The sequence below is a fragment of the Ekhidna sp. genome, assembly GCF_040220215.1.
In the GTDB taxonomy this organism is placed as follows: domain Bacteria; phylum Bacteroidota; class Bacteroidia; order Cytophagales; family Cyclobacteriaceae; genus Ekhidna.
The window spans coordinates 1-25,863 of sequence record NZ_JAVJTR010000016.1 but is presented as its reverse complement, the minus strand read 5'-3'; the positions used below and the strand labels follow the sequence as shown (position 1 = coordinate 25,863).

The 25,863-nt window shown below is 40.1% G+C and carries 17 protein-coding genes; 14 read left to right on the top strand and 3 right to left on the bottom strand.

Annotation, left to right across the window (positions count from 1 at the left end; genetic code table 11):
* The first annotated feature begins 31 nt into the window (after positions 1 to 31).
* From RIC88_RS08710 to RIC88_RS08680, 7 genes are read left to right on the top strand one after another with little or no spacing between them, the layout of a single operon-like run.
* A complete protein-coding gene (locus tag RIC88_RS08710; protein WP_350217152.1) occupies positions 32 to 376 on the top strand; it encodes a hypothetical protein in 345 nt (114 codons plus the stop codon).
* Entirely contained in the window at positions 373 to 2,196 is a 1,824-nt protein-coding gene (gene mutL, locus RIC88_RS08705; RefSeq protein ID WP_350217151.1) for a DNA mismatch repair endonuclease MutL, read from the top strand. Before RIC88_RS08710 ends, mutL begins: the two co-directional genes overlap by 4 nt.
* Before the next feature lie 48 nt (positions 2,197 to 2,244).
* Entirely contained in the window at positions 2,245 to 2,448 is a 204-nt protein-coding gene (locus RIC88_RS08700) for a hypothetical protein (RefSeq protein ID WP_350217150.1), read from the top strand.
* On the top strand, positions 2,445 to 2,882 hold the full coding sequence (locus RIC88_RS08695; protein ID WP_350217149.1) for a PIN domain-containing protein: 438 nt from the start codon (positions 2,445 to 2,447) through the stop codon (positions 2,880 to 2,882). Before RIC88_RS08700 ends, RIC88_RS08695 begins: the two co-directional genes overlap by 4 nt.
* 1 nt (position 2,883) lies before the next feature.
* Positions 2,884 to 3,672, top strand: coding sequence for a rhomboid family intramembrane serine protease (locus tag RIC88_RS08690; RefSeq protein ID WP_350217148.1), 789 nt, complete (start codon positions 2,884 to 2,886; stop codon positions 3,670 to 3,672).
* Between the two features lie 9 nt (positions 3,673 to 3,681).
* On the top strand, positions 3,682 to 4,593 hold the full coding sequence (locus RIC88_RS08685) for a rhomboid family intramembrane serine protease (RefSeq protein ID WP_350217147.1): 912 nt from the start codon (positions 3,682 to 3,684) through the stop codon (positions 4,591 to 4,593).
* Positions 4,594 to 4,636: 43 nt separating this feature from the next.
* Positions 4,637 to 5,008 (top strand): hypothetical protein, encoded by a 372-nt coding sequence (locus tag RIC88_RS08680; protein WP_350217146.1) that lies wholly within the window; start codon positions 4,637 to 4,639, stop codon positions 5,006 to 5,008.
* Positions 5,009 to 5,010: 2 nt separating this feature from the next.
* Here the strand turns inward: RIC88_RS08680 and RIC88_RS08675 are convergent, their stop codons facing one another.
* The 3 genes from RIC88_RS08675 to rlmN all read right to left on the bottom strand — a co-directional run bounded on the left by RIC88_RS08675 (position 5,011) and on the right by rlmN (position 8,293).
* Positions 5,011 to 6,231 carry a hypothetical protein gene (locus RIC88_RS08675; RefSeq protein ID WP_350217145.1) on the bottom strand — a complete coding sequence of 407 codons (1,221 nt, stop codon included), beginning with the start codon at positions 6,229 to 6,231 and terminating at the stop codon, positions 5,011 to 5,013.
* Positions 6,232 to 6,301: 70 nt separating this feature from the next.
* A complete protein-coding gene (locus tag RIC88_RS08670; protein WP_350217144.1) occupies positions 6,302 to 7,165 on the bottom strand; it encodes a hypothetical protein in 864 nt (287 codons plus the stop codon).
* A gap of 87 nt (positions 7,166 to 7,252) precedes the next feature.
* Entirely contained in the window at positions 7,253 to 8,293 is a 1,041-nt protein-coding gene (gene rlmN / locus RIC88_RS08665; RefSeq protein WP_350217143.1) for a dual-specificity RNA methyltransferase RlmN, read from the bottom strand.
* Positions 8,294 to 8,341: 48 nt separating this feature from the next.
* On the opposite strand from rlmN, the gene RIC88_RS08660 reads away from it, so the two are divergent.
* From RIC88_RS08660 to RIC88_RS08630, 7 genes are all read left to right on the top strand, one after another.
* Positions 8,342 to 8,842, top strand: a complete 501-nt coding sequence (locus tag RIC88_RS08660) for a TRAP transporter small permease subunit (protein ID WP_350217142.1) — start codon at positions 8,342 to 8,344, stop codon at positions 8,840 to 8,842.
* Entirely contained in the window at positions 8,820 to 10,124 is a 1,305-nt protein-coding gene (locus tag RIC88_RS08655) for a hypothetical protein (protein ID WP_350217141.1), read from the top strand. Before RIC88_RS08660 ends, RIC88_RS08655 begins: the two co-directional genes overlap by 23 nt.
* A complete protein-coding gene (locus RIC88_RS08650; RefSeq protein WP_350217140.1) occupies positions 10,121 to 11,425 on the top strand; it encodes a TRAP transporter large permease in 1,305 nt (434 codons plus the stop codon). Before RIC88_RS08655 ends, RIC88_RS08650 begins: the two co-directional genes overlap by 4 nt.
* Positions 11,422 to 12,984 (top strand): tetratricopeptide repeat protein, encoded by a 1,563-nt coding sequence (locus tag RIC88_RS08645; protein ID WP_350217139.1) that lies wholly within the window; start codon positions 11,422 to 11,424, stop codon positions 12,982 to 12,984. Before RIC88_RS08650 ends, RIC88_RS08645 begins: the two co-directional genes overlap by 4 nt.
* A gap of 63 nt (positions 12,985 to 13,047) precedes the next feature.
* Positions 13,048 to 15,714 (top strand): ligand-binding sensor domain-containing protein, encoded by a 2,667-nt coding sequence (locus tag RIC88_RS08640; RefSeq protein WP_350217138.1) that lies wholly within the window; start codon positions 13,048 to 13,050, stop codon positions 15,712 to 15,714.
* The gene (locus RIC88_RS08635; protein WP_350217137.1) at positions 15,695 to 17,137 is read left to right on the top strand and encodes a LuxR C-terminal-related transcriptional regulator; all 1,443 of its coding nucleotides are present in this window, start codon (positions 15,695 to 15,697) and stop codon (positions 17,135 to 17,137) included. The genes RIC88_RS08640 and RIC88_RS08635 overlap by 20 nt, the downstream gene beginning before the upstream one ends.
* Before the next feature lie 134 nt (positions 17,138 to 17,271).
* Positions 17,272 to 25,863: cadherin domain-containing protein (locus RIC88_RS08630; RefSeq protein ID WP_350217136.1), on the top strand; the 8,592-nt coding region annotated here is incomplete at its 3' end.

The following is a 25,863-nucleotide window of genomic DNA, read 5'->3' as shown; positions in this document are numbered from 1 at the left end:
TAACACAACATTCGACCAATAAGTATACCCAATGCGATTTCCATCTCTTTTTCGTCTACCAAAACATCAACAATTTCGAATAAAGCCCAGGTATTACGATCCTGTGAAAGAGGAGATAAAGGAACGTACTCAAAAAATTAAAGAGCGAATGGAAGGGAAAGAAAGCGGAGATTATCAGCCTTCAAAAATTAATTTTAAGCGAAAAACAAAATCAGCTCCAGCTACATCCTTTATTCAATTAGGGATTGCAGCGTTGCTTGGACTAATGGTGCTAGGTTGGTTACAGTTTGGCAATGGGGTCTTTTATTACCTCCTCTGGATAATCCTTTCTGTCTATCTCATTTATCGTCTTACCACATTGAGAAAACGCAAATGAGTGATGTCATTCACTTACTTCCAGATAGTATTGCCAATCAAATTGCAGCTGGTGAGGTAGTACAACGCCCTGCTTCTGTGGTGAAGGAGATGCTCGAGAATAGCATTGATGCGGGAGCTACGTCGATAAAGCTTATCGTAAAAGATGCTGGAAAAGCACTCATTCAGGTAGTAGATAATGGATGTGGGATGTCCGGAACAGATGCCCGTATGAGTTTTGAACGGCATGCTACATCTAAGATTAGAACCTCAGAAGATCTTTTTAAAATTCGCACGCTTGGCTTTAGAGGGGAGGCCATGGCTTCTATTGCTGCCGTTGCTCAAGTGGAACTCAAGACCCGACAAGAAGAAAATGAGTTGGGTACGCAATTGATCATTGAATCTTCCGAAGTAAAAAGCCAGGAACCAATTGCTTTCAATAAGGGCACGTCCATCTGCGTGAAAAATCTTTTCTACAATGTTCCGGCACGGCGAAATTTTCTTAAATCAAATCCGGTAGAGCTTCGTCATATTAATGATGAATTTCAACGTGTTGCGCTTTCCAATCCTGAAGTGGCATTTTCAATGGTTCAAAATGATCTGGAGACATATAAGCTCGATGCTGGCAAGCTAAGCAGAAGAATTGTTCAGCTTTTCGGTAAAAACTATCAGCAACAGCTGGTCCCATGTAGCGAAGAGACAGAATTTGTGAAAATAACCGGTTATATCGGAAAACCTGAAAATGCTAAAAAAACGCGTGGTGAACAGTTTTTCTTCATCAACAATCGATTTATCAAAAACAGTTACCTGAACCATTCAGTCGTTCGGGCTTATCAGGGTTTGCTAAAAGAAGACTATTTTCCTTTTTATGTTTTGTTCATCGAGATTGACCCTGTGCATGTAGACATCAATGTGCACCCAACAAAAACAGAGGTGAAATTTGATGATGACCGAATGCTTTATGGGGTTATAAACTCAGCTGTTAGACAGGCATTGGCCTCATTTAATGTCACACCTTCACTCGATTTTTCTGCAGATGTCAGTTTTGAGCATCTAAATATTCAACGCGAAAGCCAGGGTTCCACCTCACAGAAAGACCGTGATTATAGTTCTTTTCGATCGCTGGAAAGCAACCAGGAACGACTGGATAAACTAAATGAGCTGTATGCTTCCGCCTCGCAAGAAGAAATTGCCACCATTGAGGAAGCCGAAAAAGAGCGTGTGGTGCAGACTACCTTCAGTAGCTCCATGAATCAGCCTGCCGAGCAGGAAGAAAAAAAGCCAACATATCACCTTCATGGACGTTATTTGCTTCGCCAGGTGAAGAGTGGCATGGTGGTTCTGGACAAGGTTTCTGCTTTGGAGCGAATCCTGTTTGAACAATATCAGCGTTCGATGAAAAGCGGAACCGGTACTTCACAATCATGTATGTTTCCACAGCAGGTAAGTTTGAATGCATCAGATTTTGCTCTTACGATGGAACTTAAAAGTGAGATTAATCAGCTGGGTTTTGAGTTTGAGCAGATGGGTGAAAGCATGATTGTGATTCAGGGAATTCCATCCGAGCTTGCACCCTGCAACGAAAAGGAGGTCTTTGAAGGTCTAATAGAGCAGTATAAATTTAATGCTGAGAAACTGGACCTTCCGAAAAATGAAAGTTTAGCTCGGGCACTGGCCAAAAGAACGGCCGGAAACCGATGCAATAAACTGAAGGAAGAAGAGATGGATCACCTGATGGACCGACTCTTTGCATGTGCTCAACCAAACTATACACCGGATGGTAATCCCACGTATGTTTTGGTTAGCTTAGACCAAATAAATGAGTGGTTTAGAAAAAGTTAGAAGTTGGAAAATGGAAGTTGTTAATTCCAATAACGTTAATTTTATTGTATGAACATTGAGCAAACAAAAGATGAAATATTGATCAGGGTTCCTAAATCTACTGACTTAAATGGGGTAGAGCGATTGCTTGAGTTTATCCGGTTTAGGGAAATTGCTTCAAAAAGTAATGCAACCGATGATCAAATAGATGAGTTGGCTAACCAATCCAAGAATCAATGGTGGGATAGGAATAAGGATCGCTTTGTAAAGTGAAAATTGTAGTAGACACGAACATTGTTTTCAGTGCCCTATTAAATTCCAAAAGCACTATTTCAGACCTCATTCTTAATTCTTCTGAGTCCTTCTCCTTCTACAGCCCATCTACAATTTTAGCCGAGCTAAAGGAACATGAGGCTAAGCTTTTAAAAATTTCAGGCCTTTCTGAAAGAGAACTTGAAGAACTAAAAATTTATTTATTCAAACATATTCATTTAATATCGTTAGAGACTTTATCCAACGAATCATGGTCAAATGCATTGAATCTTGTTGAGGATGTTGATCCGGCTGATACGCCTTTTGTAGCATTGGCTATCGAGTTAAATAGCAAGTTGTGGACAGGAGACAAAAAATTGAAGAAAGGTATTGCTTCACAAAGATTTGATTCAATTTTGGATACTAAAGAATTACATAAACTAAGAGACAAATAACGTGTTTAGAAGACTCACCCCGGTAGCCAAAAATATACTGATCATCAACGTAGCAATTTTATTGCTGACCTCACTGCTTCGCATTCCTCTTTCAGAGTGGCTTGGCCTTAAGGTGATCTATTCATCAGAGTTTGCCCCTTATCAGTTTTTGACCTACATGTGGCTGCACGGAGGAACCTGGCACTTAATTGGTAATATGATTGCCGTTTTGGTGTTCGCTCCGATGCTGGAAATGGTCTGGGGCTCTAAAAGATTTCTGATTTTTTATCTGGTGTGTGGAATTGGAGCGGGAGTGCTATATGGTGCAGCGGATGCTATTGAAAAGTTGCCATTAAAGAATGCGGCAGAAGCCTACATGGAAAACCCTAGTCCCGAGGCATTTGAAAAATTCATTATTGAAAATAAAGGATTCATAAATGTGGCCCGAGGCGGTGAGCTTTTGGATCTCTACTACGATAATCCGGCTTACGAAAGAGAAACGGTGGCTGCTGTTAGAAGTATCTATGATGGCGTTATTACCAACGGAACCATGATTGGTGCGTCAGGAGCTGTATTCGGAATCCTGTTTGCGTTTGCGTTTTTATTTCCAAATACAGAGTTGTTTTTACTCTTCCCGCCCATTCCGATAAAGGCTAAGTATTTAGTCTTTTTCTATGCGATGTATGAGCTTTACGCTGAGTTTAACCGAATGCCGGGAGACAATGTGGCTCACCTGGCTCACTTGAGTGGAATGCTAATTGCATTTATTTTGTTGAAATTCTGGAAAAACGATACCAGGAAGTTTTACTAAAGCAATGAAATGAACGGAGGAATCAAAGAAGAATTTAGCAATGCCTGGAGCAAGCCCAACAATGCGGTTGTTCAGATTATTTTGATCAACCTAATCGTATTTGTGGCTGCAAGAGTCTTCAAGGTATTCTTCGACCTGAGTGGGGCGACAGATACATTTTTCTGGATCTTCCGTAAGCTCCAATTGCCTGCTGATGTTGGAAGTTTCCTCCTTCAGCCCTGGTCTATTGTTACTTACTTTTTTACCCATTTCGACTTCTTCCACATCCTCTTCAATATGCTTTTCCTGTTTTGGTTCGGCCGTATCATTCAGGAGTTTCTAAATAGCAAGCGGGTCATAGCGCTTTATGTTTTGGGAGGTCTTGCAGGTGGCATTCTATATATGTTTATATATAATTTTCTTCCATTTTATGGGGATAGGGTAGCTGAATCCATGATGCTAGGGGCATCTGCAGGTGTATTTGCAATTGTAGTAGGAGCGGCTGTTTTCATGCCTAACTATACTTTCTTCCTGCTATTCATTGGACCTGTGAAGATTAAATACATTGCAATCTTCTATGTGTTTATGTCTTTCATTGGAACTACTGGCGCGAATGCCGGAGGTGAGATAGCCCATCTTGGAGGTGCACTTGTTGGATGGATGTACATCTCTCAACTAAATAAGGGAACTGATATAGGAAGCTGGGTCATCTCCTTTATCCAATTCGTGAAGAGTATGTTCAAGCCTCAGCCTAAAATCAAAGTAACCCATCGCTCCGGTAACAGAAGACCTACTAAAAAATCAGACCAGCCAAAATCTTCGAGTGCCGGCAAAACTCCACAAGCAGAAATTGATGCCATCCTGGACAAGATCTCCGAGAAAGGATACGAAAGCCTAAGCAAAGACGAGAAGCAAAAATTATTTAACGCAAGTAAAAAATAGCACAGAATTTGCTCTTCAATTAGCTTAAAAAATAATTACAGCTATGAGCAAGTATCTATTCATTCTTTCCATACTTCTACTTTTTAGTTGCAAAGAAGACTCCCTATCAACTGATGATTTACTGGGACAGATGAACAGCGTTTATGCTGAGATCGAAGATTTAATTGTGACATCCTGTGAATCTTCAGATCAGTGTGTCGCAACAGCAATCGGAGTAAAACCATGTGGTGGGCCAACAAGGTTTATTGTTCACTCAAGTGAAACCGATCAGGAAAAACTAGATGAGCTGATCACGAGGTATGATGAGCTTAACGAGGAATATAATGAAACCAGTGGAATCGGATCAGACTGTTCGGTGGTTACCGCACCTGAAATAGATTGTATTTCAGGTGCGTGTCAAGAAATTGGTAGTTAAATCTAATCTTCCTTGCGAGCAATCAAGCCCGGATAGAACCCGGAATTTCTCTCTGCAAATAAGAATGATGAGCCTTCCATTTGCACAAGAAACATCTTTTCATCCTCTATTATATTTCTATGTATCTTGGTTAGAAAAGTGGTGTCCGCCAATCGGTTGTAAGTTGTAAATGTCAAGCTATCATCATCATCAAGCGAGCTGATTTCTAACCTATTGCTAATAACTTCAATCTTGAAGGGATCCTGATCAAAACGTTTTCTGTTGAAAACAAGAAACGATTCATAAACCCCTTCAATTAAATTTTCATCCCCTGATACTTTTAAATAATTGTAATAGCTTATAAATGTGGTGTCTTTGTGATCTACAACATATCCAGGACTTGAATTTCGATGAGCATACTCATAGGATGTTCCCATTGAGTCTGTTCCAACATAGAAATATAAATTTCCAAAGCCGAATAGCGTATCGCCTTCATAGACCATATTCATAAGATAAGCTGTACCATTTCCAAAATTATATACCACACTGTCCCCCATCACATTAAAAATGTATTCACTATCTGGATCATCAAATCCAACCGTGTTATAAGCATAGTAGATACCATCTTCCCATCTTCTTCCTACTTTAACAACAGGTCTGAACTCTACCTGACCATCCAGGTTCAAGGATGAAGCCAAATGCTCGGCAGCATCATTTGGGTGTACGAAATTTAAATCGATTCCTAATTCCACATTGATTGAATTTATCAAATTGATAAGATCACTTGCGAAATTCTCAGAAGTAAGGCTAAGGGTATTACTGTTAAATTGTTCAGAAACTAATTCATCAATTGTAATTCCATTTGATGCATCTCCATCACTATCTACTGACTGAAGTAATGAAGCGATATTATTTACAATAGGAGTGTAAATCGTTGCATTGGATCCTCCAAATTCCAAAGGAGTAATTGTCTCATTAATAGAAACAATTCCTAAGCTTAGCCCGCCAAGCTTAAATTCAATTGCAATCTCATTTTCTTCATAAACGAAAGTGCCATTGGCATCAGTTTTACCGGTAGTGTCGGAAGTTACATAAGTTAACCCCTGAACCGGAGAATCAATGAAAGTACCCGTTAGGTAATTTTTCTCAACCTCTTCAATTGGATCATCTGACATGCATCCAGTCCAGAGAGAGGTTAAACTAACAATTGTCAAAATTGATAAAAGAAATCTGAAATTTTTCATAGTCGTGTGGTGAAATTAAAAATGTGTTTTGCAAAAATAAATATATAATTTAAGACATTAGAGCAATGAACTACTTGAGCCTTTCGAAGAATAACATCTCCTGCGGCTTCCCAGTATTTTTTTCACTGATTGTGTAGAAATCTCGATTGAACCAGCAAATAGCTTCACCTTGTGGTTCAGGGATGTAGTCTATCTGAATTGGATTCCATGCAAGAATGCGCTCCATAGCTGATTGGTTTGACGATCCCCAATAATAAATAGCTCCGTAGTGCTTGAGTAAAATCTCTCCCTCTTCGTTCATATCAGCTGCCGTAAATAGTCTGGCTGGCAAAGTACCTTTAGATGTAATGAATGTCTGTGATCTGCCAGGTATAAATGGAAAAGAATAGACCATCGCATTTTCCTCTCGCTTTGTCACTAATACAAATTCTTCCAGATTATAATCATACAACACGGCCTCTGCATCTCTTGCTCCCTCCGCATATTGAAAATTCATGATTTCCAACCTATTAAATGGAATAGTGATTCTGTTCACTTCTGAAAGTGCCGGCTCTTCAATTCGGATCAAGCTCACATATTCATGAACCGCCTTATTGTCTCCAATTTCTCCTATAAAAATAAAAGATTCATTTCCATCTTTCACCGTGACGATTTCTTCCCAGTCCCTGTTTTCAATCCCGGCTAATTCGACCTCCATTTTTATTGATCCTTTACCATCAATTAAATATAGAATAGGTTCACTGTCACTATCGTTGTGCGTCCAGAAATAGCCTGGATTCTTGATTGATTCTTCCAGCCCGGAAGCTTCAATCAACCTATTGTCTTCAATAGTAGCAACAACCTGCTGAGGAGTAAAGATTTTTGTAATCACACTATGGCTTTGGAAAATCAAAGCCATAGCCAGGATCAAGAGTGAGTTTCCTAATTTTTCCATAATAAATAGCACACAAACTTAACTTAAAAGTTAAAAAGTCAACTTTCCGGGAAAATACCTATTTCTACTTTTTTGAATAAGATCGGTTCAGGCAACTTTAGATTTATTCGCTAGTTGACCACATGCAGCATCAATGTCTTTTCCTCTACTTCTTCTCACGCTTGTGTGAATTCCACCCTTAATCAAGTGATTGGCAAATCGATCAATAGTTTCAGGGTCTGCTTTGGTAAAGGATGCTTCTGAAATTGGGTTGTACTCGATAATGTTGATGCGCACTCCCGGAACTTTACGAGCATATTTCAGCAGCTTCTCAGCATCTTCAATCGAATCGTTGAAGTCATAAAAAAGAATATATTCGAAGGTGATGCGATTGCTTGTTTTATCATAAAAGTAGTTTAGCGACTTTAGTAGTGCATCAAGTGTATTTGTCTCATTGATCGGCATGATCGTATCTCTCTTCTTGTCATCCGCAGCATGAAGCGAAAGAGCTAGATTAAACTTCACTTCATCATCTGCCAGCTTGTTGATCATTTTGGCAATACCAGCTGTTGATACAGTAATCCGCTTTGGAGACATATTCAGTCCATCCTCTGATGTGATCCGATCGATCCCTTCCATCATCCCTTTATAGTTAAGCAATGGTTCACCCATTCCCATGAAAACAATGTTTGAGAGGGGTTTTTGATAGTGTTCTTCCGCCTGATCCCTTATCGCCACCACCTGATCGTAAATTTCACCACCATCCAGGTTGCGTTCTCTTTTCATGTATCCCGTAGCACAGAACTTACAGCTTAGTGAGCAACCTACCTGAGAGGAAACGCATGCAGTCATACGATCGTCTGCCGGGATAAGCACTCCTTCAATCAGATGTTTATCGTGCAGACGAAAAGCAGATTTAATGGTGCCGTCGTTGGAAAGCTGGGAGTTGTCGATCGTGATGTGGTTAATGGAGAACTCCTTTTTAAGTTTATCCCTAAGCGGCTTGGAGAGATTGGACATTTCGTCGAATGTCTTCGCGGATTTCACCCACAACCATTCCCATACCTGTTTCGCCCGAAATTTCTTTTCTCCGTTTGCATCAAACCAGGTCATCAAACTCTCCAACGTCTCTTTCCGAATATCCTTCATTCTGCAAAGGTATGAAGATGGTTTCGGTTCTTTTACTATTTTCGTCGAGTGACTGTAATCGACAAACTGAATAACGTAATAGGAAAAGGTGTTTCCTGGCTCACACTTGTGTTGGTGCTGATAATTGTGATTGATGTAATCCTCCGTTATTCATTGAGTATTACCTCTGCAGCTTCATTCGAAATGGAATGGCACCTATTCGCAGCAATTTTTCTTCTCGGAGCGGGATACACATTGAAGGAGGACAAACATGTAAGGGTGGATGTATTCTATCATCGCTTTACTGAAAGATCCAAAGCATGGGTTAACTTAATAGGTACTATCTTCCTACTTTTCCCTTTTTGTGCAATTGGTTTTTGGGAATCTTTATCATTCGTTTTTAGCTCCTTCCAATTGGGTGAAACCAGTCCACAACCGGGTGGATTACCTGCGCGCTGGATTATTAAATCAACCATTCCATTAGGACTAATCCTGCTGGGTCTTCAAGGTACTTCACTAATTATGCAATCAATCAAAACCATCGCTCATGGAGGAGAAGAAAATAAGTAAACCATCTGCTGAGAAAACACCGAGCTGGCTGAAAACCATTCAGCTTAATAGCTGGGAGGCAGAGCTTTTGATATCAGCACTTGTACTTTACACTTTATTCCAAATTCCTGATTTTTTGGAAGTATGGGCACTTCAATCGTTTGAGCGCGGTAGCGAGCTTCACCGTTTTTTTAGGGTTATTGAAAAGGCCATTCGCTTGTTAAGCTTTGGCTACATTCTTCACATTCTGGTCAGGGGGATCTGGGTAGCTTCAGTGGGTCTCAGCTATGTTTTCCCGAAGGGTATAGATGTTTCCTCATTGAAGTTCAAAGGAAAATTTAACAAAGAACTAACCAATTCCGGTTCGCTGGTGAAAATGGTGCTGAGACTAGAAGAACTCTCATCAATCATTTATGGTATTTCCTTTATTTTCTTTGGTACACTTGCCGGTTTCGCCTCTTTCATCTTTTCATTTATTTTCTTCTTTGAGCTAATCGCTCCTGTGATGAGTGATAATACTTACCTAGCAGGTGTAATCGGTATACTGATACTCTTTTACTTCCTGCTGACCATTTTGGTTTTTATAGACTTTCTCACCAATGGCTACTTCCGAAGGAAAAACTGGTCAGCAGACTGGTTCTATTATGTTGCTTTTTTCTTTAGAATCGTCACTCTTTCTTTTCTCTACAGGAGGTCTCTTCTTGTTCTGATATCTAACACCAAAGGCTGGAAGTCTTACTTAATCCCGTTTGTGGTGCTAAGCGTGGTTGTCGGATTCCTATGGGTGGATAGTATCATCAAAGATAATGAGCGTGACAGGTATTACATCAGCAGCGCTGCAGGCGATTACAATAGTGCTAATTATGAAAATATACGAAATTCGGATAGCTTCCTGGCATGCACCATTCAGTCCGACATCATCAATGACAATACATTAAAGATCTTTATGAAAGATATTGGGGTTTTTGGTGGCATTCATGTATTCGAGAAAAAACTCAAAGGGAAGAAGTGGGATGAATTATCTTCTGATTCAATAAGTATTTATTTTAATAATCGTCTTTCAGTAAAAATTGATGACACCCCTATCAACGATATCGATTGGTTTAAAACCCAACACCCTGTCACATACGAATTTGGCTTTACCTCATTTGTTGAAATTAATGATTTTGAAAAAGGGGCTCATTTCTTAAAGATTGGAATTGATACGACGGGAATGCAGAATACAGCCAAAAAAATAGTTGATAAAGGCAACTACTCACTTCAAACCATCAGCAACATCTATTTCATCTACGACAAACCATGATGGACTATTTGCCCCTCATACTATTCGGAGCAATATTTCTCCTGATTCTTTTTGGATACCCCGTAGCTTTTACGCTAGGTGGTATCTCAATCCTTGTTGGGCTTATTGTCTTCGATACGGACTTCTTTTACTTGCTTTCACTGCGAGTATATGGCACCATGCAAAACTTCGTTTTGCTGGCAGTACCGCTTTTCATTTTTATGGGTATGATGCTGGAAAAATCCGGTATTGCAGAAAAACTACTCCATACGATGAGTATGCTGTTCGGAAATATTAGAGGTGGTCTTGCCATTGCGGTGGTAGTGGTTGGAGCGATGCTTGCAGCCTCCACAGGGATTGTAGGAGCTACAGTGGTAACCATGGGATTGATCAGTTTGCCAACCATGCTGAAGAATGGATATGGCCCGCGAATCAGTACCGGGGTAATAGCTTCTTCCGGAACACTCGGTCAGATCATTCCACCATCGGTTGTGCTTGTTCTACTGGGTAGTGTATTGAATGTTTCTGTGGGAGACCTGTTTCTTGCTGCCGTGGTTCCCGGTATTTGCCTTGTGATTATTTATCTGCTTTATATCATTGTTTACGGGCAGATTTATCCTGAACGGGTTCCAAAAGTCTCGAAAGAAAAACTTCAGGACTTTCGTGATGAAGGATTTTCCATGGAAGTAGTGAAATCCTTTTTGTTTCCCTTCATCCTGATTCTGATAGTGCTTGGTTCCATTTTCGCTGGTGTGGCTTCCCCTACTGAAGCAGCTGGAGTAGGCGCTTTTGGAGCGATGATACTAGCTATCGTAAGTAAGAAATTCAACCTTTCCATTCTCAAAGAAGTAATGAAGGAAACGACCATGCTCACCTCTATGGTGTTTATGATTTTAGTAGGAGCCACAGCATTTTCTTTAGTTTTCCGAGGATTGGAAGGAGACAAATTACTGCTCAATCTAATTCAGGGAGCAAATCTGGATGCTACGACTTTTCTGATCGTAGTTATGATTATTGTTTTTATTTCCGGGTTCTTTATAGACTTCATCGAGATCGTTTTCATCATTGTTCCTGTGGTGGCTCCAATATTTGTCACTTTGGGCGTAGACCTCATCTGGATTGGCATTTTGCTTGCGATCAATTTGCAGACCTCCTTTCTAACTCCACCTTTTGGTTTTGCGCTTTTTTACCTTAAAGGAGTCGCTCCACCGGAAGTAAAAACCAGCCATATTTATCAGGGAATCATTCCTTTTGTGGTCATTCAATTGTTATTTCTTATTCTATTGATTGTGTTTCCAGGCTTGATTAATTTGGTTGGATGAAGTATGCTGCTTTTCTCCTATTGATCTTTCCTCTTTTGTCTCACAGCCAAAGTACCTCTGAGCTACTAAAACAAATAAATGATACAGATGATGATTCACTCAAGGTGTCTCTCTATGGTAAACTAGCAATTACACATCGAAGGAATAATCCTGACTCAGGTTTCTTTTACGCGAGAAAATCGCTGGCATTGGCTCGTCTGATCGAAAACAAGAGAAGCCTTGCTGCTGCATATCAAGCACAGGGTATCCTCCACTTTTATCAGTCTAACTATGACTCGGCTATATGGAACTACAATGAGGCTTACAATACGGCAATCAAACTTCAGGATAGTGTTCTAATTGGAGCCATGCTAAATAACATAGGTCAGACTTATGTGAATGCCGCTAAATATGATACAGCAATCGAACTTATGATCCAATCGCGTCAGATAAGGGATCAGATTGGTGATGAGCGAATTACCTCCAGTATCAACAATATAGGTAACGCTTATTTCAAAATGGGTGACTTTGATCGTGCTTTGGATTACTACAAAGAAGCCGCGGAACTAAAGGAAAAATATGGACAGACTCTCTCACTAAGCAATACATTAAATAATATCGGAATTATCCTGAAAAATCAGGGTAAATCAGAGGAGGCGATTCCTTACTATCATAAATCGCTCGATATAGCTGAAGAATATGATGACAGAAATAAGCTGGCCAATGCACATAACAACATTGGTACACTTTATTTGGATATTGATGATTTTGAAAAATCTGAATTCCACCTTAAAAAATCAATCGATTTAAAAAAAGAGATGGGTGATAAAGCAGGCCTCTATAATAGTTATAATACATATGCGGAACTGCTCTCTGAGACAAACAGATTTTCCGAAGCTCTTCAATACATCCGACTTGCAGAACTCCTGGAAGAGCAAATTGGGACCACTATGTACACTGCTGATGGTTTGTTGATGAAATCGTATGTTCTAATAAATTTAGGGAGATATAAAGAGGCTTACGAGGTGCATCAGCAAGCATACCTTGCTAAAATTGAGCAGGTAAATGAAGACCGAAATCAAAAGATCGCAGAGTGGGAGGCTAAATTTGAAAACGCACAAAAAGAGGCTGAAATTGCTCGGCTTTCTTTAGAAACCGACCTCCAAAGAGCTCAATTATACAACTCAAGAATTATCCTTTTTGTAGGCGGAGGCTGCTCGCTACTAGTAATGATACTAATTGTGATCATATACCAGCAGAGGCTTAAAAAGAAAAAAGCTGAACAAGAAGCTCAAGACCTGCAAATTGAAGCTTTGGAAAAAAGACTAATCGACCTAAATATAATTCCGTCAGAACCTACTATAAATGCAAGTGAGCTAAACAGTAAAATTCATACGCCTCTTTCAGATAGGGAGTTCGAAGTACTCAGATTAAGTCTTGAAGGCAAATCCAATATGGAAATATCTGATGTGCTTTTTATATCTATCAGTACTGTGAAGTTTCATTTGCGAAATACGTATGGGAAGCTGGGGGTTAATAACCGTAAAGAGGCCCTTGATTATGTTGTCAAAAGTTCGTGATGTTAAAATCAATTTCCTGATTTGACAAAAAACACTGTAACTTTTATAGCAAGCTGCCTTAGCGTGAAAAATATCCTTACATATCTGGTATATCTAGGACTCAGCAATATGTCTGTAGCCCAGCGAATGGAATTTTACAGATTAACACAGGAAGACGGTTTACCATCAAACAGCGTTCATTGCATTTTCAAAGATCAGCAGGGTTTCATGTGGATGGGAACAGTCAACGGACTAAGTAGATATGATGGGTATGAATTCAAGCATTACAACCAACAAAATGGCTATGCCTTACCTGACGACCTCATTAATGACATTTTTCAAGATTCGAAAGGGTTAATCTGGATTGGAACTAATACGCATGGTGTGAGTATTCTGGATCCTAAAACAGACTCAATTATAACATTCAAACACAACCCAACTAATCCTAGCAGTATCCCCGGGGACCGGGTAAGAAAAATTGTAGAGGATTCTAATGGGAAAATATGGATAGGATTTGATAATGGTATTGGCTTGAGCAGCCTGGATTTGGAAACCAGAAAAGCGGTAAACTATGATCCATTTATTTCTTTAGAAAGAAAAGGTACTAAAGCGATTCGAGCCATCATTCCTGACCAATGGAGACCGGACACACTATGGCTTGGAACCACTAGTGGGCTGATTGCTTTCGACTCCAAAAAAGAAGAGTTTCATGTCATTGATCACCCTTTGGAAAAAATCAATCGCTACGGGTTGTTTGCAGCCTTTCAACCTAATAAAAGTACCATACTTGGCGGATTCTACTACGCAGGGATTGATGAGTATCAAATTGATAATGGAAGATGGAACGAGTCATATTCTGACTTGAGTGAAAATATTAGAACTTTTGATATCGCTCGAAAATCCAGCACTGAGTTTTGGCTTGCCGTCCGTAAAAAAGGTCTTGCCATATATGATACTCAATCTAAACAAATCCGATTCATTCACTCTGATATGGATAACCACAAATCACCATTCCCCGGATTCACTTACACTGTGTTAGCTGATGAAGAAAAGCTATGGGTCGGGGGTGTAAACGGAGTATCTTTCTATGATGGAGATGCACACAAGTTCCCCTTTGTGCCGCTCAACTTTGCCCAAAAAGAATACGGAAGAATTACAGCCGTTACAGGTAAGTATGATAAAATATATTTAGCAGGGGTGCATGGTGAAGGACTTTGGGAGATTGACAAAAAAACCAAAGACCAAAGGATCATTACTAAAGGAATGCCTGAGGTGGTCTATAGTATGCTAGAACTGGAAGACAAAGTCATAGTTATTGATGCTGGTAGATCACTAAAATACCTTGACAAGGTTACTGGCCAGATCAGAACCTTAATAATGTCTAATATGCCTGAATCTGGATTGGTCATGCAATCCATACATGAATGGACATCCGAGTACGCACTGATTTTAACTGCTTACAGTGGGGTTTACAAATTAAACCTTGAAACCAATGAGGTTTCGCCCCTTTTTAAAATAAACAGCCAGAATATCCCCCGATACCATAATATGATGATTGCCAGCGATCAAAAAATCTGGTTTAGCACTGATGAAGACATTCTCATTTATGATCCTAAGAATAATTCCATTACGCACTTCCGCCCTGAAAGTATCGAGACAAAAAAAAATCAACACATTTATGTAGTTCGTGAGGATAAAAACATGGTGAAATGGATCGGTTCTTCAAATGGCCTGATTAGGATGGAGGACGGAAAAGAAGAATTAATCAATACATCGAATTCAAACCTACCTTCCAACAACGTAATTGACATTGTATTTGATGTAAATCAATCTATGTGGTTAGGCACCAATGAAGGCATTAGTAAAATGGAAACAGAAAGTGGTGAGATAATTAACTACAATAAAGCTGATGGAATAGATTATGCAGGATGCTTTATTAGAGTTGATGATTATCTCCTGGTTGGTTCGTATGGTGGTTATTCCATGTTTCACCCGGATTCGATCCAGTTTTTATTTGACATCCCAAAGGTGTACTTCACCGATTTTAAAGTGAGAAACCAGGATTATCAGCTTAAGGAGTCTCTTGATTATGTTGAGCATATTAATTTAAGCTACACGGAGAACTTTTTTTCATTTGGATTTACCTCTCCTGCACTCTCACGCAAACAAAAAATTCAATTTGCCTATAAGCTCGATGGGCTTGATGAAGACTGGATCTACGCTGAAAAAAGTCGCCAGGCAAACTATACAAACCTAAATGGCGGTAATTACCTATTTAGGGTAAAAGCAAGAAATAGAGATGGCGAATGGGGTGAGACTAGGGCAATTTCCATATTCATTAGTACTCCTTTTTGGGAAACATGGTGGTTCTATTCTTTATGTGGATTGTTGGTAATAGCATCCGGTTTAATTTTTTATAAAATAAGGATTCGAATCTTGAAGCATAGGTCGGAAATGGAAACTCAAGCGTTAAGATTCGAGGCGATGCAGAAAAGGTTGCTGGAGTTGAATGCAACACCTCCCGACATTAACCTGAATATTGAGGATCTTAATGATAAACTGAAAACACCTCTCAGCGAAAGAGAATTTGAAGTACTCAAACTGAGCCTTGATGCGAAAACAAATACTGAGATTGGTGAAGAATTATTTATAACTACAAGTACAGTCAAGTTCCATTTAAGAAACACCTATGGTAAATTAGGAGTGAATAATAGAAAAGAAGCCTTAGACTATGTTATTAAAGTGCCTTAAGTGGCTTACTCTCATTCTCTTATGCGTGACCGTTCGTGCGCAGACAACTATCAGTAGTTTAGAACTAAAGCTTCAGGAATTGGACGAAGCTGATCGAAATTATCTGACAACTTTAACCAAGCTTGCTAAAGAATACGCAGAAACCGATCCTGATACTGCATTAGTTCTTTCCAATACAGCACTCCGACTAAGCGAATCCTTTGATAGTGATGAGTTGAAAGGGCAGATTTATGTAGCCCTTTCGACCAGCTTCAGCTACCTGGCCAACTATCAGCAGTCTACTACTTATTCATTCAAAGCAATCGAGGTTGCTGAACAATATAAGGATACGGTTACACTCATTGATGCATTCAACAATCTTGGCATTGATTATATGATGCAGGAAGAGGATCAAAAAGCCATTGATTATTTCAAACAAGTAGAACTTCTATCCCGCCAATTTGGAGATACCCTTCGATGGGGGCATGCACTTAATAACCTGGGGATGATGGCAGGCTTTAATGAAAATGCCCAGGTAGAACTCGATTACTACGATCAGGCAGCTTCCCTTTTTCAGACCATAGGAGAAAAAGAAGGATATGCCAATACACTACTCAATTCGGGCACAGTTTACACACTTGTTTTGGAGCAATATCAAACGGCTAATGCACTATATGATCAGGCACTCGAGGTTTTCAGGGAAATAGGAATGTCTTCCGGGGTGCAGAACACTTTACAAAGCAAAGCTGAAAACCTGATGTACATGGGGAAGCTCGGTGAGGCCAAAGCAATGGCACTTGAAGCATTGCAAATAGCACAAGAGCTTCAATTTGCACAGGATGAAGTATATACCTATGAGTTGCTGAGTCAAATAGCTTATGATATGGGTGAATACCAAACGGCTGTAGAATATTTAAAATCTAAAAATGAAATTGAATCAAAAATCTTCACAGAGGAAAAATCCAGACAAATTGCGGAGTTGGAGACCAAATATCAGACAGAGAAAAAAGAACAGGAACTAGCAATTGCCTCACTGCAGCTGTTACAACAGAAAAGGGAAAAATATCTCCTTGTGGGGGCCTTAATCTTTATTATGGTGATTGGTGGCTTTATCATATTCTCTCTCAAGCAAAAATCCAGACTAAAGCAAAAACTTCTGGCTGAGGAAATAGAAAACCTTAGACTTAAGATCAACTCACTCCTTGGTGATAGTGACTCAATTAAGCTCAGTCTTGATGAACTTAACCAAAAACTGCACCAGCCATTGACAGAACGAGAGTTTGAAATTTTGAACCTAACAGTTTCGGACAAAACCAATCAAGAAATAGCTGAAGAAGTGTTCGTTTCTGTGAACACTGTAAAGTACCACCTCAAAAATGTGTACGAAAAGCTGGGGGTAAACAACAGAAAAGAAGCTCTCCACTTGATTGTTGGCCGATCCTAGAAACCTCCTTTCCAGGCTTAAAACGCAATTATTTAAAAAACTACCCCCTCGGGTAGGTCAAAACTAGCCCATAGGGTCAGGCGATTATTAATGGTATAGCAGCAAGTTTGAATTCAAACCAAAATCGCAATGCCATGACAAACGTCTTAGTTAAAAAAATCTTATTGCTTGCATTTATGCTCACTATGATGAGCTTTGCGAGCGCACAATCAATTTCATACAAAAGCTCCTTTGATTTTCAATCGGGAGCTACCTTTACCACAAGCGCTAGTGTAGCCTCGGAAGAAACTTCACCAACAGATCTTGCTTTTAGTAACGATGGATTGACAGTGTTTACCATCGGTGGTGCAGCTGATGAAATCAATCAGTATGCACTTACATCTGCATATGATATTTCAGGTGGTTTGACCCACGAGGCGTCATACAGTGTCAGCACTGAGGAATCAGTGCCTTATTCACTTATTTTCAATGACGATGGAACCAGGTTTTACATAATAGGTACTTCTTCAAGAACCGTCTACCAGTATAGCCTGTCAACAGGGTTTGATCTATCCTCAACAGTGGAACTTGAGGGTAGCTACTATACAGGAATTACTTACGCCACAGCTATTCATTTCAATGATGATGGCACTCGGCTTTTCGTTGGAAACTATACTGGAACCCGACAGATATATCAGTATGATTTATCCAACGCATTCGATGTGACAAGCGGAACCATTACAGCAGCTGGATCCTCTGAGTCCCTCCTCTCCGGAGGATATGACATCCATTTTGCAAATGGAGGGTCTGATTTATTCCTCATGAATACATCTGACGCAATTGTTCACTACTCATTGGAAACAGCTTATGATGTAAGCTCAACATTGACGGAAGTTGGAGACGCATTCTCTGTGATTACAGAGGAAAACAACGCATTCGGTCTATGTATTAATCCATCAGGAAACCGTCTCTTTGTGGTTGGATCCACCGGAGATGACATCAATCAATATGATTTAAATGTTCCGGTGTTCTCTGAGTCAATCATTAATAATGGCTCTATAGATGAAAGTTTTACTGCGTTTGGTTTAACAGGAGAAACATTCGCAAACCCAGGTGAAACTTTGGTGTACAATACAGATTATACAATATCAAATCTACCTGCTGGGTTGATACCAGTGCTTGATATCTCCAGCACTGGTCTTAACGGCACATTAAGTTTTAATGGGAGCGCTACTTACAATGAAAATGCTGATGGTGTGGCAAGCTTGAATTTCACTTTTAACAATTCTGCTTTTGCAGGTGGCGATGCATCATCCGTATTAGGAGCAAGTGGACCCAGTGGTATCGAAATTGATTTCAGAAATAATGGTTCACCAATGGTGACTTACGGTTCTTTGCCTAATGTTTCTGGTGCAGCTTTCAATGAAAATGTTCTCGATATCTCAGTTGATGTATTTAATGCGGGGGGAATGACGTTCAATAATGATGGAACGAAGTTATTCATCATTGATACGCAGTATGATTATGTATATGACTACTCCTTAACTACCCCTTACGATATTACTTCAGGAGCTAGTTACAGTGGGGATAGCTACTATATTGGTGGTGATGAAACTTTGCCAACAGGTGTAGCATTTAGCACAGATGGTCTTACCATGTTTATAGTCGGTCAGACTGGTGATGATGTGACTCAGTACAGTCTTTCTGCAGCTTATGATCTCACCAGCACAATCGAAAATCAGGGAACATTCAGCGTAATTGATGATGTCGCTGGAGTTCATGACATATCATTCAGCCCGGATGGAAAAACAATGTTATTGTGCGGGCCAGACCTTTATCAGTACAGCTTGACTACTCCTTTTGACATCACATCCGGTGTTTCACATGAAAGCACATTCGACCAAACATATACCATATTATCAGCAGTATTTGGACCAGATGGCTCCCAAATTCTTTATACCAACTCAAATCGTATAATGGGAATTTATGATTTGGCCAACCCTTACGACCTGTCCGGTGGAGTTTCTGGTGGAGGAGGAATCAATGTTCTTTCTCAGGAAAACTCCCCCACAGGAGTGACCTTTAGTCCGAACAGGAAAAAGATTTTCATGTGCGGTTCTGGAAGTGATAATGTCAATCAATACGCCATTTCTCCTGACAAATTCGAGGAATCATTTAATGATAATGGAAGCATCATTGGGACATTGAGGTTAAGGATTATCAATGATCAATTTAATAATGCCACGGCAACACTAACCCAGGGAACTCATTACAATGTTACAGGACTGCCATCTGGCTTATCTTCCTCCCTGACAATTGCATCTAATGGATTAACAGCAGATATGACACTTGACGGAACTGCTACGAGTAGTGACATTGCTGACGATGTTGAAAACCTCACATTTACTTTCAATAACTCTGCTTTCAAGAATAGTGATGCAGCAGATGTATTAAACGCAGTAAGTGGAGACAGCTATTTCTCAGTGAAATTCAAAGAATTGTCAGGTCAAATTTTTGGTTCTGATGCTTATCAACTTACAGGAATGACATTTGATAACAACCCTGTTTCAGTAGTGAATGAGACAGGATCTCCTTATCAAATGACTTTTAATAATGATGGAAGTACCATGTTTATCATCTCATCCGACGGCAATATTTATCAATATACATTAACCACACCTTATGATATCTCCTCAGGTATCACACCAGAAGGAACTCCTTTGGATGTATCTGCAAATGAATCAATTCCAGTTGGGATGACTTTCAATCATGACGGTAGCAAAATGTATATCATAGGTAGTGGCAATGACAAAGTCCATCAATACAGCCTAGGTACTTCTTTTGACATAAACGGGACAGTAACTCATGAGGGGGAGTTTTCATTTACCAATGGAATTGGTATTACTTTCAGTCCTGAAGGTTCAAGAATGTTCTTGACGAGCGGTTCTCTGGTTTACCAATATGCGCTAAATACACCCTTCGACATCACTGCCGGAGCTAGCCAGGTTGGTAGTGCTCAAACTGGATCAGCAAATTCTTACAGTCCTACATTTTCACCTAATGGAATGGAGTTTTTTGTTATGGGCGGATCTCACAGAAATATTTACAGATACCCATTATCAAGTGCATTCGACATTACTGATGGGTTAACCTCAGACCAAAGCCTATCTGTAAGCGGTCAAGATACCAGTCCATCTTCAATGGCCTTTAGCGGTGATGGTAAGACACTATTTGTAACTGGTCTGGTAGGTGATGACATCAATATCTATGAGCTTCCGGGTATAAGTTTCTCTGAGGTGGCTGCAAATAGTGGAGCGTTAGACGGGGAGTATACATTTAGTCTGATTGGTGATTCTTTCGTCAATGCTGGAGGTACCCTTTCTCCTGATACACATTTTTCACTATCAGGACTTCCTTCAGGTTTGTCCGGTTCAATGGCTGTTTCCGGTGATGGAACAACCGCCAACCTCTCATTTTCAGGCAATGCTGTTGATCATCAGGATGCCAATGATGGGGCGGTAGACATTCAAATAGCATTTCTTAACGCGGCTTTCACCGGTGGAAGTGCTTCTGCTGTTTCAAATAGCTCACTCACTCTTGCTGCTGATATTGACTTTACTGATAATGGTAGCTTGACATATACTCCGGAAGTCTTTACCGAAACATACCTAAATACAGGTGAGGTGGATGGGTCTATGCTAATAACCATAGCCAATGAGACATTTTCTCAAACCGGGTTGCTTACAGATGATGTTGATTACAGTATTACTGGAATCCCAACAGGCTTGTCTCCAGAGCTTACTGTTGCAGGAAACAGACTTTCAGCTACACTTACGTTAACAGGAACTGCCAATAGTCATCAGGATATCGATGATGTGTCAGATTTAACGATCACTTTTGAAAGCTCTGCATTTACTTCTTCTGATGCGCAATATGTTTTCAATGCAATTAATGCTAACACAGGATCAACGATCGATTTCGAGGATAATAATCCGAAGATTACCTATGGAAATCAATTTGACTTATCTGATTATCCGGAGTATAGACCATCTGTTACTTATGACTTCACCGCCGAGGAGGATAGTCCCGGAAGTATGGCATTCAGCAATGATGGAATGAAAATGTTCATCGTGGGGTATACGAATGATGCTTTATTTGAATATAACCTTACCTCAGCATTCGATATATCTGAGGTCACCTACAGCGGCAACTCTTACACTTTAGCTGAGGTCAACTCACCTGGAGACCTGGTATTTGATCCTACTGGCACCATCATGTTCATCTTGGACGGAAGTGGTGACGAGGTAGACCAGTACAGCCTGTCAGCTGCATTTGACCTTTCTTCAACTATCACACATGAGGGAGCATTCAAGGTCAATACAGAGGATATTCAGCCCTCAGGTATAACCTTTAGCCCAAATGGCAAGAAGATGTATATGATTGGCTCTTCTAACGACAAAATATTTCAATATACGCTTACCTCTCCTTTCGACATCACATCGGGTATTTCCTACGATGATGTAGAAGCATCAGTGAGCAGTCTAAACTATACGGATATTCAGATATCCGAAGATGGGAAGAATATATTTCTCTCAAACAGTGCCTTCCCAAGTTCATCTAACATCAGACAATATGAATTGAACACACCATTTGATATTTCAGATGGAATCTCTGCTGTCGGTGGCTTCTACTTCCATGACATTGACTATGGTCCAACAGACTTTGTTGTCAGCACAGACCGGAAACGTCTGATCGTAATCGGCGGACAGTTTAACCTTGTTTATCAGTTTGATCTGGACGTAGATGGCTTCCGGGAAATAAGTGCAAACAATGGAGAAATCGAAGGCACGCTTCACATTGAAATTGACGATGACACTTTTGCCAACGCAGGATTTACTATGACATATGGATCTGATTATACCATTGATAATCTACCTGCTGGTTTGGCTGCTACGATGACTGTGTCAGCTGATGGTACCTCAGCGAGCGTTTCTTTAAGTGGAGTTGCAGACAACCACCAAAATGTAGATGATGCGGAGCTTGTGTTCACTTTCAACAACTCCGCCTTCGTCAATAGCAATGCAGCAGACGTTCAAAATGCCATAGCGGCAAGCAGCGAAAGGATGATAGATTATCGTGATAATAACCCTGCATTGAACTATGGTAATACATTGGATATGGATTTTGCCACAGCAACCGAGAGTCCATTGGATGTTTCATCCTATTCAGACTACACCTCCGGAATCATATTCAGCAATGATGGAATGAAAATGTTTATTTCGGTGTATGGATTGGGCACGGTCTATGAATATGCACTCAGTAGCCCGTATGACCTTGCCGACGCTTCTCAAGTTGCTTCATACGACCATTCCGTAGAGGATATGTATGCAGAAGACCTGGCCTTCTCCACCGATGGAATGAAAATGTTTGTGCTTGGTTCTGACAACTATATAATATATCAGTACAACCTAACGAGTTCATTTGACATTAGCACTGGAGTAAGTTACAGTGGCATTTCTTTTAGCTATGAAGACTATGACACCTCGGTTTATGGATTCACATTCAATCCGGACGGAAGTAGACTATATCTGGGAGGTGGAAATGAAAATGCTATCATGCAATTCACATTAAGTACTCCATTTGATATTTCTTCTGCCACCTTTGACAACCAATTTGACTTGATTGATGCAAGCCCAACTGGCATGAAGTTTTCTTCTGACGGAAGGTACATGGTGATAACTGATGACAATGACTATATAACCATTCGATATCGCCTAAATGTGCCGTATGATGTTACGCAAGGCGGGAACATCGAGGAAACGTTTGACCTGGATGCAATCGGTGTATGGCCAAGTGGATTAGGTGTTAGCCCTGATGGCTCAAGAATTTTTATTGCAGATGGAGGTAATTATGAAATTCTTCAATACAATGTCGATTTAGGTGACTTTACTGAGACACTTTCAAATGACGGATCATTAGAGGGAACAGCAAGAATCTATTTGATTGATGATACATTCGTCAACGCTGGAAGTACACTTAGCCATGGTATAGATTATACAATCAACAATCTGCCATCCGGACTTATACCAACATTGACTGTTGCAGCGGATGGATATTCAGCAGCACTTTCAATGGCAGGCACAGCTAACAATCATGGTGATTCAGATGATCTGACAAGTCTTCAATTCACTTTCAATAACTCATCATTTGCAAACTATGATGCCACTGAAGTTAGTAACTCCAATAGCTATGATGCAGGTTTTGGAATTGATTTTGTCCCATATGCTGAAAATGACATTGAGTCTTTCACATTCTCCGGAATAGATGGAAACGCAGCAATCGATGAAGGAACACATACCGTCACAGCTCAGGCGGTGGCAGGCACAGATATTTCTGCAATCACTCCGACTATTGGTGTTTCCCAAAATGGATCTATAGCTCCCAATTCAGGGGTTGTTCAGGATTTTTCAAGTGCTGTTACCTATACCGTAACCGCTGAGGATGGAGGCACTCAAGATTGGGACGTAACTATTACGGAAGTAGAAGTTGCTCCTACAGATATTATTCTTACTTCTACCTCGGTAGATGAAAATAGTGCCTCTGGAACTGTTGTCGCGGAGTTGTCTTCGCTAGATGCAAACTTCAATGAGACCTTCACTTATTATGTGGTTGCTGTATTGGAAAATGACGATTGGCAATCATTCGATATCGATGGGTCTAACCTGATTACTACCAATTTCATTTCTCTTGATTTTGAGACCAAGAATGAGTTCACATTTGAATTGGAAGTGAGAGATTCAGAAAATGAGGCTTATTCAGAGATGGTTACTATCACACTAAACGATGTAAATGAAGCCCCATCAGATATAGCACTTGATAATGCAACAATTGATGAAAGTAATCCTAGTGGCACAGTAGTAGGTGCACTAAGCGTGACAGATGAAGACCTGACGGACAATCACACCTATTCACTTAAAGGTGGTGTGGCAGACAATACTTCATTTGATATTAATGGTGATCAATTGGTGACTGCTGTTGAATTAGATTTTGAAACCAAGTCGAGCTACACGGTAGAAGTAATCGTCACCGATCAAGGTGGGTTAACTTTTGAAAAAGCATTCGCAGTTTCAGTAAATGATCTTCCTGCTCAAGTGACATCTTTTACACTTAGCAATTATTCCGTAAATGAAAATGAATCATCCGGAACTACTGTAGGCACTATGAATACGTTTGGTGAAGACCTTTCTGGTTCATACACCTACACCCTGGTGTCTGGAACGGGAGACACTGACAATAACTTATTCTCCATATCAAACAATCTACTGCTAACTGCGGCTAGCTTTGATTTTGAAATTCAATCAAGTTACAGCATCCGAATGATGACGGATGATGGTGGAGGAAATACCCTGGAGCAAGCATTTACCATCACAGTGAATGATGTTTCGGAAGCTCCTACTGACATCCAGCTAAGTGGCACCTCTATAACCGAAAATAATTCAGTTGGTGAGTCGATTGGCACCTTATCTACCACAGATGAAGACGCGGGAGAAAGCTTTACTTATGATTTGGTGAGCGGATCAGGTGACACTGATAATGCCTCGTTCGAAATTGTAGGTAATGAGTTGCAAGCTTTAGAAATATTCGATTTCGAAACGCAAAACAGCTATTCTGTTCGCATTGAAACGAATGATGGAAACGGAGGCACTTTCAGTAAGTCATTTACGATAGCCGTTGTAAATCAAAATGAGAGCATACTCGTAACAAATCCAATTGCCGATCAGGAGCTGGATGAAGGGTTTACTACTCAGGAAATCGATCTTACCAATGTTTTTACAGATCAGGATGGTGATGCACTAACATACCAAGCATCAAGTTCAGATGAGACTATTGTAACAGTTAGTAATTCAGGAGCGCTTTTAACAATAACTGAGGTTGGAAACTTTGGCCCATCTACTGTGACAGTTACAGCCAATGATGGTTCAGGAGTGACAACTTCTGATGAATTCATTGTAACTGTAAGTAATGTCAATGATGCGCCAATAGTAGTTAATGCTACAGTAGATCAGGAGTTGGATGAAGGATTTAACAGCATTGAATTAGACCTTTCAGGCACATTCTCAGATGAGGATGGAGATGTGCTATCACTAGAAGTTTCAAGTGGAGACGAAACTGTTGTAACTGCAAATATTGCAGGGTCTACACTTACCATTACTGAAGTTGGTAATGGAATGACAACAGTTACTGTAACAGCCAATGATGGCAATGGAGGAACCGCTTCAGATGAATTTTTGGTAACGGTTAATAACATCAACGATGCGCCTACTATAGCAAGTGCTATTACAGATCAAAATCTGAATGAAGGCTTTGGAAGTGCTGAGATTGACATTTCTGGAACTTTTACAGATGAAGATGGTGATGCACTCACCTATTCTGTAACAAGTAGTAACGAAACTGTAGTAACTATAAGTGAATCCAACGCCATTTTAACCATAACAGAAGTTGGCCTAGGAACTTCTACCATTACAGTTACTGCTGATGACGGGAACGGTGAAACAATATCTGATGAATTTACAGTGACCGTTAATAATGTCAATGATGCTCCGATTGTAGTCAATCCGTTAAATGATCAAACGTCTCTTGTGGAAGGGTTCAGTGCAGCTCAAATAAATTATAGTGATGTATTTGAAGACGAGGATGGTGATGTGCTTACTATAACAGTTAGCAGCAGTGATGAAACTGTAGTCACT

Excerpts from the sequence above, each read along its gene's own strand:
- RIC88_RS08655 (WP_350217141.1), top strand. The coding sequence starts at position 8,820 with ATGGAGGAGAAGAAAATAAGTAAACCATCTGCTGAGAAAACACCGAGC.
- RIC88_RS08710 (WP_350217152.1), top strand. The coding sequence starts at position 32 with ATGCGATTTCCATCTCTTTTTCGTCTACCAAAACATCAACAATTTCGA.
- RIC88_RS08650 (WP_350217140.1), top strand. The coding sequence starts at position 10,121 with ATGATGGACTATTTGCCCCTCATACTATTCGGAGCAATATTTCTCCTG.
- RIC88_RS08680 (WP_350217146.1), top strand. The coding sequence starts at position 4,637 with ATGAGCAAGTATCTATTCATTCTTTCCATACTTCTACTTTTTAGTTGC.
- RIC88_RS08645 (WP_350217139.1), top strand. The coding sequence starts at position 11,422 with ATGAAGTATGCTGCTTTTCTCCTATTGATCTTTCCTCTTTTGTCTCAC.
- RIC88_RS08670 (WP_350217144.1), bottom strand. The coding sequence starts at position 7,165 with ATGGAAAAATTAGGAAACTCACTCTTGATCCTGGCTATGGCTTTGATT.
- RIC88_RS08685 (WP_350217147.1), top strand. The coding sequence starts at position 3,682 with ATGAACGGAGGAATCAAAGAAGAATTTAGCAATGCCTGGAGCAAGCCC.
- RIC88_RS08675 (WP_350217145.1), bottom strand. The coding sequence starts at position 6,231 with ATGAAAAATTTCAGATTTCTTTTATCAATTTTGACAATTGTTAGTTTA.
- rlmN (WP_350217143.1), bottom strand. The coding sequence starts at position 8,293 with ATGAAGGATATTCGGAAAGAGACGTTGGAGAGTTTGATGACCTGGTTT.
- RIC88_RS08635 (WP_350217137.1), top strand. The coding sequence starts at position 15,695 with ATGTTATTAAAGTGCCTTAAGTGGCTTACTCTCATTCTCTTATGCGTG.
- mutL (WP_350217151.1), top strand. The coding sequence starts at position 373 with ATGAGTGATGTCATTCACTTACTTCCAGATAGTATTGCCAATCAAATT.
- RIC88_RS08700 (WP_350217150.1), top strand. The coding sequence starts at position 2,245 with ATGAACATTGAGCAAACAAAAGATGAAATATTGATCAGGGTTCCTAAA.